At 57.3% G+C, this 13,165-nt stretch carries 11 protein-coding genes and 1 pseudogene; 4 read left to right on the top strand and 8 right to left on the bottom strand.

Annotated elements, in window-relative coordinates:
• Positions 1-136 precede the first annotated feature (136 nt).
• Both pyk and AB5Y67_RS05710 read right to left on the bottom strand, forming a co-directional pair.
• Entirely contained in the window at positions 137-1,576 is a 1,440-nt protein-coding gene (gene pyk / locus AB5Y67_RS05715; RefSeq protein WP_005362071.1) for a pyruvate kinase, read from the bottom strand.
• Positions 1,577-1,739: 163 nt separating this feature from the next.
• A complete protein-coding gene (locus AB5Y67_RS05710; RefSeq protein WP_005334759.1) occupies positions 1,740-2,594 on the bottom strand; it encodes a MurR/RpiR family transcriptional regulator in 855 nt (284 codons plus the stop codon).
• A 347-nt stretch (positions 2,595-2,941) separates the two neighbouring features.
• Between AB5Y67_RS05710 and glk the strand changes: the two are divergent.
• Positions 2,942-3,913 (top strand): annotated as a pseudogene (gene glk / locus AB5Y67_RS05705) (glucokinase); the annotation flags it as partial.
• 205 nt (positions 3,914-4,118) lie between these two features.
• Here the strand turns inward: glk and AB5Y67_RS05700 are convergent.
• Entirely contained in the window at positions 4,119-4,619 is a 501-nt protein-coding gene (locus AB5Y67_RS05700) for an SRPBCC domain-containing protein (RefSeq protein ID WP_139741077.1), read from the bottom strand.
• A 160-nt stretch (positions 4,620-4,779) separates the two neighbouring features.
• On the opposite strand from AB5Y67_RS05700, the gene AB5Y67_RS05695 reads away from it, so the two are divergent.
• On the top strand, positions 4,780-5,199 hold the full coding sequence (locus tag AB5Y67_RS05695; RefSeq protein WP_199428274.1) for a GNAT family N-acetyltransferase: 420 nt from the start codon (positions 4,780-4,782) through the stop codon (positions 5,197-5,199).
• Here the strand turns inward: AB5Y67_RS05695 and AB5Y67_RS05690 are convergent.
• The 5 genes from AB5Y67_RS05690 to AB5Y67_RS05670 all read right to left on the bottom strand — a co-directional run bounded on the left by AB5Y67_RS05690 (position 5,189) and on the right by AB5Y67_RS05670 (position 10,998).
• On the bottom strand, positions 5,189-5,707 hold the full coding sequence (locus AB5Y67_RS05690; RefSeq protein WP_005353702.1) for a hypothetical protein: 519 nt from the start codon (positions 5,705-5,707) through the stop codon (positions 5,189-5,191). The two genes, AB5Y67_RS05695 and AB5Y67_RS05690, sit on opposite strands and share 11 nt — an antisense overlap.
• 10 nt (positions 5,708-5,717) lie before the next feature.
• Positions 5,718-6,509, bottom strand: a complete 792-nt coding sequence (locus AB5Y67_RS05685; RefSeq protein ID WP_158109533.1) for a winged helix-turn-helix domain-containing protein — start codon at positions 6,507-6,509, stop codon at positions 5,718-5,720.
• 376 nt (positions 6,510-6,885) lie between these two features.
• A complete protein-coding gene (locus AB5Y67_RS05680; RefSeq protein ID WP_199428275.1) occupies positions 6,886-8,412 on the bottom strand; it encodes a methyl-accepting chemotaxis protein in 1,527 nt (508 codons plus the stop codon).
• Positions 8,413-8,476: 64 nt separating this feature from the next.
• Positions 8,477-9,208 carry an ABC transporter substrate-binding protein gene (locus AB5Y67_RS05675; protein WP_199428276.1) on the bottom strand — a complete coding sequence of 244 codons (732 nt, stop codon included), beginning with the start codon at positions 9,206-9,208 and terminating at the stop codon, positions 8,477-8,479.
• A gap of 551 nt (positions 9,209-9,759) precedes the next feature.
• Positions 9,760-10,998, bottom strand: a complete 1,239-nt coding sequence (locus tag AB5Y67_RS05670) for a uracil-xanthine permease family protein (RefSeq protein WP_005334784.1) — start codon at positions 10,996-10,998, stop codon at positions 9,760-9,762.
• Between the two features lie 305 nt (positions 10,999-11,303).
• Here AB5Y67_RS05670 and AB5Y67_RS05665 point away from each other — a divergent pair, with 305 nt between their 5' ends.
• A complete protein-coding gene (locus tag AB5Y67_RS05665; protein WP_199428278.1) occupies positions 11,304-12,749 on the top strand; it encodes a hypothetical protein in 1,446 nt (481 codons plus the stop codon).
• Positions 12,746-13,087, top strand: coding sequence for an RT0821/Lpp0805 family surface protein (locus AB5Y67_RS05660; protein WP_199428279.1), 342 nt, complete (start codon positions 12,746-12,748; stop codon positions 13,085-13,087). The genes AB5Y67_RS05665 and AB5Y67_RS05660 overlap by 4 nt, the downstream gene beginning before the upstream one ends.
• Positions 13,088-13,165 lie beyond the last annotated feature (78 nt).

Below are 13,165 nucleotides of genomic sequence, written 5' to 3'. Positions count from 1 at the left end.
CCCGCATTATCGGAAGGGGAATCTGGTTAAGCAATCATTGAGTCCTGTTTATCCCGCAACAGCCCGACAGCAGTTAACAAAAAGGCTGCTCATCAAAGAGGAGCAGCCTTGTTAAGCACAGTAAAACCGGACAGGCTTATTCGACCATCATCACCTTGCAGGTGTTGGTACTGCCCACGGTTTCCATCTTGTCACCGTGAGTCAGCAGCACCATGTCGCCGCTCTGCAGCAGCCCCTTCTCCTTGAGCACGGCCAGCGCGTCGCGGCACACTTCGTAGACCGGCTTGGTCTCGTCACCGTCAAACATCACCGGGGTGACGCCACGGTAGAGATTGGTCCAGGCCAGGGTCTTGTTGTGGGGAGACATGGCAAAGATCGGCAGACCGGAGCTGATACGGGACATCAGCAGCGGCGTAGTACCGGATTCGGTCAGTGCCACGATCGCCTTGACCCCTTCCAGGTGGTTGGCCGCATACATGGTGGACATGGCCACCGCCTCTTCTACCGAGGTGAAGGTGTAGCTCATGCGGTGGTTGGAGACGTTCAGGCTCGGGTGCTTCTCGGCACCGACACAGACGCTCGCCATGGAGGTCACGGTCTCGATGGGGAACTGACCGGCAGCAGTCTCGGCGGAGAGCATCACCGCATCGGTACCATCCAGCACGGCGTTGGCCACGTCCATGACCTCTGCACGAGTCGGCAGCGGCGCATTGATCATCGATTCCATCATCTGGGTCGCGGTGATCACCACACGGTTCAGACGACGGGAGTGGCGGATCAGCTTCTTCTGTACGCCAACCAGCTCGGGGTCACCGATCTCGACACCCAGATCGCCACGGGCGACCATCACAGCATCGGAACCGAGGATGATGTCTTCCATCGCCTCATCGGTGGCGACGGTTTCGGCGCGCTCAACCTTGGCCACGATCTTGGCATTGGAACCGGCTTCGCGGGCCAACTCGCGGGCGTAGCGCAGATCATCGCCACAGCGCGGGAAGGAGACAGCCAGATAGTCCACATTCATGCGGGCAGCGGTCTTGATGTCTTCCTTGTCCTTCTCGGTCAGGGCCGGAGCGGAGAGACCGCCCCCTTTCTTGTTGATGCCCTTGTTGTTGGAGAGCGGCCCAGCCACGGTCACCGTGGTGTGAATGCGGGTGCCTTCAACCTGCTCGACCTTCAACTGCACACGACCATCGTCCAGCAGCAGGATGTCGCCCTGTACCACATCGTCTGGCAGGCTCTTATAGTCGATACCGACCTGCTCCTGACACCCTTCACCCTTGCCGAGTGCCGCGTCGAGAATGAACTTGTCACCGATGGCCAGATAGATTTTGCCATCCTTGAAAGTGGAAACACGGATTTTCGGGCCTTGCAGATCACCCATGATGGCGACGTGACGACCGAGCTTGGCAGCAATGTCACGCACCTGATTGGCGCGCAGGATATGGTCTTCAGCAGTGCCGTGAGAGAAGTTCATCCGCACCATGTCGGCCCCGGCGCGGATGATCCCTTCGAGGATCCCTTCGCGGTCGGTAGCCGGACCGAGTGTGGTTACAATCTTTGTACGTCTAGGCATGAAAGACTCCAATATGAAGTTGATATGACTTGAGATTCTGCCCCATCAAGCCCATGGCTCGATGCACCCGTTTACAAACCATCTGGGTGGTTTTTGTTATTAAATTACAATACTACACCAAGGCGGGTGGCATAGACAGTCGGGGGCCGGAGCCCCCGACGGTTCAGGAAGAGTGCGGGGTTTCGAAGCGGGATTCGCGCAATCCCTCTTTCACTTTCTTCAGATTTTCGCGAAATTTCATCCCCCGGCGCAGGGTAAAACCGGTCGCCAGCACATCCACCAGCGCCAGCTGGGCGATGCGGGATGCCATCGGCATATAGACATCGGTATCTTCCGGCACATCCATGGAGAGCACCAGATTGCACTCGCGGGCCAGCGGGGAGTCCTTGGCGGTCATACCGATCACGGTGGCGTCGTTCTCGCGAGCCAGCGCGGCGATTTCGACCAGCGCCTTGGTGCGACCGGTGTGGGAGATCAGCACCACTACATCCCCTTCGCTGCTGTTGATGCAGCTCATGCGCATCATGACGATATCGTCAAAGCTCACTACCGGAATGTTGAAGCGAAAGAATTTGTTCTGGGCATCGCGGGCAACGGCGGAGGAGGCGCCAAGGCCAAAGAAGCTGATCTTCTTGGACTGGGTCAGGATATCGACGCAGCGGTTGATGGCAGAGATATCCAGGCTGTTTTTGGCGGCATCCAGACAAGCCATGGTGGATTCGAAGATCTTGGCGGTGTAGGTATCAGGCCCATCTTCCGCTTCCACATGACGATTTACGTAAGGGGTGCCATTGGCCAGGCTCTGGGCCAGATGGAGTTTGAAATCAGGAAAGCCCTTGGTATCGAGACGGCGGCAAAAGCGGTTGACGGTCGGTTCACTGACATCGGCCATCTTGGCCAGAGCAGCGATGCTGGAGTGGATGGCGGTCTGGGGAGACGCCAGGATCACCTCGGCAACCTTGCGTTCTGATTTACTGAAACTTTCCAAGTTGTTCGTAATTTTATCAAGGGTATTCATCATCACCACCAGGCGTTTTTGTAATTTAGCTTCAGTGTCTTTGCACTCAATCTACGGCTAAGCAAGTTTCCATTCAAGCTAAGGACTATACAAGACAAGCGGTTATCGCAACTAACGCCTGCCATACAAAGTATGACTCATCTCTAATTATTTCGTACTTTTCGTTACAAAACGTCACCTAGCCATGAAAGCGCTTACAAATGTTGCAAAGCAACAACACTGTGAGCAGGCGCACGTTTGTATCGATCCGGCGGGTGAGCAAGCCTGAGCTCGGATAGAATGGGCCGTCATAATCCAACAATAATCTCGGGACACCAGAGTCGTCCCCATCCTGTAACGAAGGAGTTGTTATGCAGCATACCCATGCGCTGGTCGGCGATGTCGGCGGCACCAATGCGCGTCTGGCCCTGTGTGAGCTGGCCACCGGTACGATCTCTCAGGCAAAGACCTACTCAGGTCTGGCCCATCCCAGCCTTGAAGCCGTGGTACGCCTCTATCTGGAAGAACACAAGGTACAGGTGGCTGAAGCCTGCATCGCCATCGCCTGCCCCATCAATGGTGACTGGGTTGCCATGACCAACCACAGCTGGGAGTTCTCCATCAGCGAGATGCAGAGCAATCTCGGGCTGGCACGCCTGCAAGTGATCAACGACTTTACTGCGGTCTCGATGGCTGTGCCGGTATTGGCTGAATCGGATCGCATCCAGCTTGGCGGCGCCGCGCCGGTAGCGGGCAAGCCCATCGCCATATATGGTGCGGGCACCGGCCTTGGGGTCGCCCATCTGGTCAAGGCGGGTGAGCAGTGGCTGAGCCTGCCGGGTGAAGGTGGTCATGTGGATTTTGCTGCCAACACCGAAGAGGAAGATGCGGTGCTGCAAGTAATGCGAGGCGAATTGGGCCATGTCTCGGCAGAGCGTTTCCTCTCCGGCCCGGGCTTGGTCAATCTCTATCGCGGGCTGGTGAAATCCGATGGCCGTGAGCCAGAGCCGTTTGCCCCCAAAGACATTACCGAGCGCGCACTGGCCGGGGAGTGCCTCGATTGCCGTCGCACCCTGAGCCTGTTCTGCGTGCTGATGGGCCGCTTTGCCGGCAATCTGGCCCTCAATATGGGCACCTTTGGCGGCGTCTATATCGCAGGTGGCATAGTGCCGCGCTTCCAGGAGTTCTTTACCGGTTCCGGTTTCCGGGTCGCCTTTGAAGACAAGGGGCGCTTCAAGTCCTATCTCAAGGAGATCCCGGTGTTTCTGATCACCCATGAAGGGCCGGGGCTACTCGGTGCGGGCGCTTACTTGCGCCAGTCGATGGGGATCACTATCTGATTGAAGAGGGGAACGAGGCGGGATCATCCATGGTTCAGCCTCGATTCAGTGTGAATGGCATAAAGTAGCCGCACGTAACCAAGAGTGTTGTGCTTCACAAGGAGTGGAAAGCGACTCTCATCCGCTGGATACGTTTGTCACCTGACAAGCCTGAACTGTTTCAACCGGCCTTTTGGCCGGTTTTTTTTATGTCTGATATCCGGGATTACTGGGCCAGCGCCTTCAACTGCGCCTTGTCTGGCGGATTGTTCCAGTCGATGGGGCCATGGGTAAAACGGTATTGCAACCGTGGCAGGCTGGTCTCCAGCCACTCTTCCCGAAAATAGGCATAACCCTGATCCCAATCCGGATCATTGGCCCAACCGCTCTGCAGGAAGTAGAGGCGCGTGCCCTGCCCTTCCGGCACAAATCGCAGGCAAACCTGGGTCTTTTGCTGGCGGATATGGGGTAGGGTGGGCGGGAAATTCCAGCTGAAACTGAGCAAGTCATAGGGCATGACAGCCATGACCCGGCACCCTTCGCTGCCACGTTCACCCAGTGGGGCATCAGGCCTGAAGTAGATCTCGAAAGGACCATTCGGTTCGGCCACCATCAAACATTCGGGAGCCAGAAAACTGCGCAGACCGCTTTCGGTAGTCCAGGCGTGCCAGACATCGTCTATGTGCGCCGGAACAAAAATGTTGCCTTCAATCAGTTTATTGTCCATAAATCAGCGATCCTCAAGCCATCCATACAAGGGACTCCGGCAGTATAGCCCCATGGCAAATACAATGGACAGTGCTTAATCACACCCTTGTCATTTGCATCGATTAACCTGCCCCTGTGCAGCTGCCTCAATGAACATTGGCTTGATCCGGGAGGGCATCATGATCCGGCTCATGGAAGAACACGACATTCCCCAACTGGCCCGGCTGTTTTTAAAGAGTCGCCGCCACACCTTTCACTGGGTCGATCCCGCCCGTTTCCAACTCGAGGATTTCGAGGAACAGAGCAAAGGTGAACAGGTGTGGGTAGCCGAGCAGGGGGGCAATATCTGCGGCTTTATCGCCATCTGGCAGCCCGATCACTTCGTCCATCACCTCTATGTGTCAAGCGACTGGCACGGCCAGGGGATCGGGCGCGCCCTGCTGGAGCGGGGCCTCGCTGATTCGCCGCACGGCTCGCTCAAGGTTGCGACCCGCAACACGGCGGCAGTAGCCTTCTACCATAGGCTGGGCTGGCAAAACAGTGATGAGACAGGCCACTGCGATATCACCGGCCCCTGGTGCAAGTTGCTTAGAAGCTAGCGGGACGCCCGGCACCTGCGCTTTGCGGCTGAACAGGCACCAGCGGTGCCGGGGGGAAGAACCAGCGGTAGAGATCGAACCAGCCATCTCGCTGGGCAATCACGACCTCATGCACCGGATCGCGCTGGAAAATTGCCACCTTGTTTTCGGTCAGCGGCACCCAAGCATAGTTGACCAGCGCATATTGCGACTGGATCAGGTTGTACTCATTGAGATAGGAGTCATCGTTACCCGATTCGTGCAGTTGGGTACGACTGTCGATGAGGTAAACAAGCTGGTTGAAGAAGGTCAGTTGAAAACCGGTCACCCGCCACTTCTCCCTGGTCGCCTCCTCCTCTTCGATCACGGTGATTTTGCCCCAGCGGCACACCCCGTGATAGTTGACTCCATTGGCCGACATTTTCAGGTCGTAATGGCAGCCCAGACTGTTGATAAACATCCCGACCACAAACAGCAACACGACAAGCAGTGGCAACAGCAGCAAGGTATTTTTCAGCGTTCGTTTCATCAGAGATCCCTTACAGCGTTTTTTCGAGCTCTTTATAGGAAAGCACGCGAACCTGGTGGCCGGAGACCAGCACCAGCGATGCCGGTTTGACTGGTGGCACATCGCTCCGTGCCTCCATCTGGCAAACAACGCCGGTCGGCGAGTCGGTGCAGTGCACATGGAGCCACTCGAAATGGAGATAGCTGGCGACAAACGCCACCAGCACAACCAGTAGCAGATTGACGTATATCAGGCCCCTTGCCAGCATTGGCCGCCCGATACCGCTGAGAAAGGCAAGTTTGGCGCGCTCACCAAAAGAACGGGGAGCAGCAGGCTCTTTGATGACCTCGTGGTCGGAGCTTGGTGATGTCGACGGTGGCTGCGCAGCCGCTGCAGGCGTGGGCTCGCTCATCGGCTCGGGCAAGGGCTCACTCTCTGTTGGCAGTGCCTTGCCGTAATAGCTCTTCATCTTGCAGTTCAGATGCAGGGAGTACCCTTTTTTCGGGGTACTTCTGATATCCAGCGTCTGGGGGGATGAGGCGAAGTGGCGACGAATATTGGCGATGGCCACGTTCAGTGAGTTGGGGCTGATGGGGCGACCCAACCAGCCGATTTCGAGCAACAGATCCTTGTCGCACACCTCGTCATGGTGATCGAGCAGATAGCTGAAAATGAGGCTCTCTGCCGATGACAAACGCACCACCCGGGCGCTTTGCAAGTTGTCCTTGTCGGCACAGAAGATCAGCTCTCGCCTTTTGACATCAAAGACATAATCACCGAAGTGATAGGCTGATATGTTATTGCCTGGCGCAACCCCCGTCATACCAACCACCTGTTATTTGCATTCATCATGAAGAAGATGGGATTCCACACCTGATAAAGCCAGATGGCGGCTCAGGACTCGCTGTAATTAAACGAAATTCTAAAGGGTCGAGATCAGCGGCACAATAGATGCAGGCAGGCATGAGCGGGGAAAATGAAAATATGCGTCCAGCGCTGTCGGACTGCGTATCGGGCAGAGCATGATGCTGCGAGTTTCGCGTATCACGATCACGCCAATCTCAGCTGAACAGTGACATGGGCATGACGAAAAGCGCTGCAGGACAAGGCCCCTTGCCCCTCACGACATCTCGCCGCGCCTCAAAATAATGGGAACCGGCCTGCCCCGCAGGATGATCCAACGGGGCGAAGTTAAGTGACTAGACCCGAAACTGCTTGAGCAGGGTGTCGAGTTGGGCCGACAGCTGCCGCAGATCGCTGCTGGCCTCGGCAACCTGTGCCACTCTGGCCGCACTCTCGCTGTTCAGCGTCGCAATCCGGTTGACACTGTGGCTGACCGCCTCCGCCACCGAGTGTTGTTCTTCCGATGCCTGGGCGATATACATGTTCATCTCGCGGATCAGGCTGACCTGATTTTTAATTTTCTCCACCGATATCTGCACATCTGCCGCCTCGATTCCGGCGCGGGATGCCTTCTCCTGACTCTGTTGCATGCCGGCACCGACATTCTGGGTCGCTTGCTGCAACCGCTTGATACTGGCGCTGATCTCCTCCGTCGACTGGCGAGTACGGCCCGACAAGGTGCGTACCTCATCCGCCACCACCGCAAAACCGCGCCCCTGATCACCCGCCCGCGCCGCCTCGATGGCCGCGTTGAGGGCAAGCAAATTGGTCTGCTCGGCAATGCCGTTGATCACCTCGATGATGGTGCCAATGCTGCTGCTTTCGGTCGAAAGGGTGCGCATCAGGGTGGCGACCCGCTCCACCTCCCCCACCAGTTGATGGATGGCCTCATTGGCATGGCCCGCCAGATTGTAACCCTGCTCCACATAGAGGTTGGCCTCATCGGTGGCGCCAGAGGTTTTCACCGCATTGCCAGCCACTTCCTGCACTGCCTGACTCATCTCGGTGATGGCGGTGGCGACTTGATCCAGCTCGGATTGCTGGGCGTCACTGCCTACCCGGGTATCTGCCGAGAGGGCGTCACAGAGTTCGGCGGTTTGCAACACACCGGCAGAGAGCTCGTTGATCTCCGCCACCATCTCCTGCAACTTGGCAATAAAGTGGTTGATGTTGGTGGCCAGCGCGCCCATCTCATCCTGACGGCTGATCTTCAGACGCCGGGTCAGATCCCCCTCTCCTTTGGCCAGATCAAACACCGCCTGATTCATCTGATGGAGCGGCCTGAGCACATTGCGATGAATCAGCACCATCAGCAACGCGATGATGCAGAGATCGAGCACCAGGATCTGCCAGACGGTGGTGATCAACTGCTGGCGCAGTTGGGCCTGAATGGCGGCATCACTGGTTTGCACCAGCAATCGGGCCACGGTGTTTTTCTGGCCGCTGTCGTCATAGACCAGATCATATCCCCCATAGGCAGCGGTATCGGCAGGCATGGCTGTCACGGGAGCAATGTCCCCCGCCGAATCACGGGCAAACCCGGCCACCAGCTTGTCCTTGTTGACCACCAGCAAAGCACTCAGGATATCGGCCGCCAGCTCGGACTTGAGCGATGCCTCGATGAAGGCCGATTCATAATTCCACAGCGGGCCGGGCAGGGAGAGCTGCAGCCGGCCGATGGCCTGTTCGACCAGCGCACTCTGTTTGCTGTAGCTCTCCGCCCTGACCGCGTTGTAGTTGTAAGCGCCAAACAACACCAGTAGCAGACTCACCGACAGGGAGGTCAACACGGCAATCCTGAACGTCAGACTTTTCCAATCCATGGTTTCCTCCCGGTTTTACGGCAGCCGGCGCAGTGCCATTGAGTGGCACTTGCTATTGGTACTGTTACTGGTACTTGGCATTGATCTTGTCGATGGTGCCATCCGCCTTCATGGCTGCTAGGATCTCGTTGAGCTTGGTGATGAGCTCATCGGGCGTGTCCTTGTTAAACGCCAAGCTCATCTGGGTTTCCTTGAACACGAAGACCGGCTTGGGTGAGGCCACCTTCTCCTTGCTGGCCAGATAGGGGGCCAGATACTGGCCGGTAGCCCAGAGATCGATGCGGCCCGCCTCCAGTTTCTTCACGTTGGCGGTATCGTTGGCCGCCAGCTGCAACTTGGCAAATCCCTGGGCCTTGAGATATTCGGCGGCCGCATCACCGTTATAGCCACCCACCGAATACTGCTTGGCATCTTCCAGCGACTTGACCGTGATATTGGCGGTCGAACTGGAGAAAAACACCCAGTTGTTATTGACCAGCGGCCCTACCCACTTGAACAGTGCTTCCCGCTCCGGAGTGCGGGTCGTGGAGTAGAGGGCGGTATTAGGAGTACCGAGGGTATCTTCGTACGCCCGTTTCCAAGGCATCAGGGTCAGCTTGTATTCGACTCCAGCACGCTTGAACAGTTCTTCGACCACCTCGGTCGACAGCCCGACAATCTTGCCCCCCTCCCCCTGCATGTTGAATGGCGGGTAATCCTCGGTCATCACATTCAGTGGCGCAGCCTGAACAGCGCTTATCGCCATCATGGAAGTGACTGAAAAAATTGCACTTTTCCACAGCAGTTGATAGTTCATTGCAACCTCGCTTTGCTTGCCATTCATCCCTGAACATCCGCCGTTACCGATGGCGGTGCACGTCTGACCCGCTGGGGTCATGCCGGCTTTCACGGCTCGCCGCCCACCCATGTGCAGCAGCAAACAGATCCGGATTTTGCCTGTGCGCAACGAAACGCAACCGGCGAGGGAGGCTCACAACAAATCGAGGAGGAAACATTCCAGTGCAGCATAAGGGGAGTGCGGAGTGGGGCGGATAAGCCTCTGCCATACAACAGCGCCGTGGCAAAGAAAAAGCGCATCGTTTTATGACAGGGGTCTGGGAGAGAAATGATAGAAAACGCCAACATCCATTTTCCCATACTGCTCGAGGAGACCTCAGAGCCAAACCTGTCCTTTAGCTAAGGTCACGAAAAGAGATACGTCAAATGAGAATGCTAACCCCCTCATCTGCTTCCAAATTAGATTCCAGATGAGCTCCGTCGAGCCAAAAAGTGGCGCTAGATATCCGAAAATGAGAAGGCCACCGCGAGGTGGCCTTCTCCAAATCAACAATCAACGTCTGGTGAAACTCAGTCCTTGGCCGCGTCCATCACTCCTTCTTCGGAGTGCGCAGGCAGGATCAGGTTGAGCAGGATGGCGGCAACGGAGGCCAGGCCAACGCCGGCCAGCGCGAAGTCGCCAATCTTCATCTCCAGCGCACCGACACCGACGGTCAGAGTCACGGCAACGATGGCGATATTGCGTGACAGCCCCAGATCCACCTTGGATTCCACCAGCGTCTTGAGACCGATGGCAGCGATGGATCCGAACAGCAGCAGCATGATACCGCCCATCACCGGCATCGGGATGGAGGTAAGCAGCGCATTGAACTTGCCGAAGAAGGCCAGAATGATGGCAAACACCGCAGCCCAGGTCATGGTGACCGGATTGAAGTTGCGAGTGATCATCACGGCACCGGTCACTTCGGCGTAGGTGGTCACGGGTGGGCCACCGATGAAACCGGCGAAGCAGACGCCGATACCGTCACCGGCCAGCGTACGGTGCAAACCCGGATCCTTGGTGTAATCCTTGCCAGTCACGCCACCAATCGCCAACACGCCACCGATATGCTCGATACAGGGGGCGATGGCTACCGGCAACATGAACAACGCAGCAGCCCAGTTGATCTCCGGGGTTTCGAAGTGGGGCAGCGCCAGCCAGGGGGCGTTCACCATACCATCGAAACTCACCTGGCCCATGAATACCGCCGAGACATAACCAGCAATCACGCCGCACAGGATGGGGATCAGCTTGATCCACCCCTTGCAGAACACAGCTGCAATCAGGGTGACCGCCAGCGAGATACCAGCCAGCGTCAGCGCAGTACCCGCTGGTACTACCTGCTCACTACCGGCACGGCCCATCGCCATGTTGCAGGCAACCTGCGCCACAGAAAGACCGATGACCATGATCACCGGGCCAATCACCACGGGCGGCAGCAATTTGTGCACAAAGCCCATCCCTTTTGCCCGGATCAGCGCAGCCAGAATGAAATACATGAAACCGGCGGCAAACAGGCCAAACATGGTGGATGGCAATCCCCAGGTCTGGGTGGCGTAGATGATGGGGGCGATGAAGGCAAAGCTGGAACCGAGGAAAATCGGGACCTGGCGGCGGGTGCAGAGCTGGAACAACAGGGTGCCTACACCGGCGCCAAGCAGGGCCATGGAGGGGTTCAATCCGGTGAGCAGAGGCACCAGAACCATGGCACCGAAGGCGACAAACAGGATTTGCAGCCCGGCGACACTTTGCTTGACTAAGGAAAACATGGATGTCCTTAATTTTTTGATAACTGATGGGGATATTTATCACTTTTCAGTTATCACAAGACTTTTTCAAGGCGCGAAATGAACACAAATGCGTCACTTGTTACCTTTTACTGCTTGGGAAGGGCATGAAACTGGCTTTTTAGGCGGGATTCGTTGCTACAAGCATCGAGTATGCGATTTTACGCATTATTGTGACGAACGCCAATCGTTTTTCCATCATGTTTATTGTGTTCATGGTCAAAAATGCCGCCGCCAGGGGGCGCTCTATAATGGATCCTGTGAATCAAGATGGACAAGGAGTCCCCATGTCACAGCCCCCATTCAAGGCCAGCCAGCGCAGATTGCTGATCGGCTCGGCCATCGCACTCGCCCTGTTTGCAAACCCGTTCAGTTATGATTTCGCCCACAATGAGTGGCAAATGAATCAGGCCTATGCCAAGTCCTGCTTTATCGCCGGCACTCGCATCACGATGGCCGATGGCTCCACCCGCCCTATAGAGACGCTGCGGGTCGGTGAACGGGTGCTGGATCAGCACGGCGGCAGTAACCGGATCATGGCGATCGAACGGGTCATACTAGGCAAACGCAGACTCTACGGGATCAATGATCTGCCCCCGTTCTTTACCGCAGAGCACCCTCTGCTGACCACTCGGGGCTGGGCGGCCATCTCACCGGCCATGACCCGAACCGAAAACCCGCAACTGGCAGTGCTGCCGCTATTTACCGGCATGCAGATAATGTGTCGCCCGGCACCTGCCATGGTGACGGGCAATCTGGCCCTGCAACCCCAGCCGGAATTACTGCTGGTTGAGTCACTCTGCTGGATCGAGGCATCTCCCACTACCGCACTCTTCAATCTGCTGCTCGATGGCAGCCACAGCTACATAGCCAATGAGCTGATCGTTCACAACAAAGATGGCGATGGTGGCAGTGGGGGCAACAGTGGTGGAGGCAGCAACAGCGGCGGTGGCAGCGACAACGGCGGAGGCAGCGACAACGGCGGAGGCAGCAACAGCGGCGGTGGCAGCGACAGCGATGGGGGCAGCAACAGCGGCGGCGGCAGCAACAGCGGCGGCGGCAGCAACAGCGGCGGCGGCAGCAACAGCGGCGGCGGCAGCAACAGCGGCGGTGGCAGCGACAGCGGCGGTGGTGGCAACAGCGGCGGAGGCAGCGACAACGGCGGAGGCAGCAACAGCGGCGGTGGCAGCGACAGCGATGGGGGCAGCGATGACAGTGGCGGCCAAGGCGAGCATGCCGGCGGAGAGCAGCATGGTGGAGGTGAACGGCATGCTGGTGGAGAAAAACATGCAGGGGGAGAACGCCATGGGGGTGGCCGCGGGTTTGGCAATGGCGTTGATGACAACGGCGTGGATGCGGTCGATGCCAATGGCAACAAGCTCAGAGGCGATGGCACCATCGATGACAACGGTGTGGATGCCGTCGATGCCAACGGCAACAAGCTCAGAGGCGATGGCACAGTCGATGACAACGGTGTGGATGCCGTCGATGCCAATGGCAACAAGCTCAGGGGTGATGGCACCATCGATGACAACGGTGTGGATGCCGTCGATGCCAACGGCAACAAACTCAGGGGCGATGGCACGGTCGATGACAACGGTGTGGATGCTGTCGATGCCAACGGCAACAAACTAAGAGGTGATGGCACGGTCGATGATCGCCAGCAAGTGCTTACCGATGATCAGGAGCGGGCGCTGCTCAACAACGGTTTTCGCCAACAGGGGCAACCATGATGCGATATCTGATAACACTCCTCCTGCTCGGCCTCTCTGGCTGCGCCACGGTCGACACTCCGCCACTTTACCATCAGATGGATAAGGCTGATGTTCAACTGGCCAATCAGGCCCTTGCCAAGGCGCTGGAAACCCGCACCAAAGGGCAGAGCCTCACCTGGTTCAATCCGGCTAATCGTCACTCGGGTAGCGTCACCCCGCTACGCACCTTCCGCCATCCCGGCGGGGAGTGGTGTCGCGACTATCGCGAGCAACTCTATATCGGTAAGGCGAGCCAGCAGTGGCAGGATACCGCCTGTCGCAATCAGGAAGGGCGCTGGCGGCCATTGCGAACTTAGTGAATGCCACGGGGATAAACGAAAGGGGGTAGCAGCGCTACCCCCTTGTCATCTTTACCGACCCGTTATCTCGGCGGT

This window comes from Aeromonas sp. s12 (assembly GCF_040907925.1).
GTDB classification, from domain to species: domain Bacteria; phylum Pseudomonadota; class Gammaproteobacteria; order Enterobacterales; family Aeromonadaceae; genus Aeromonas; species Aeromonas veronii.
The sequence above is the reverse complement of the archived record's forward strand: the minus strand, read 5'-3'. Positions and strand labels throughout refer to the sequence as shown.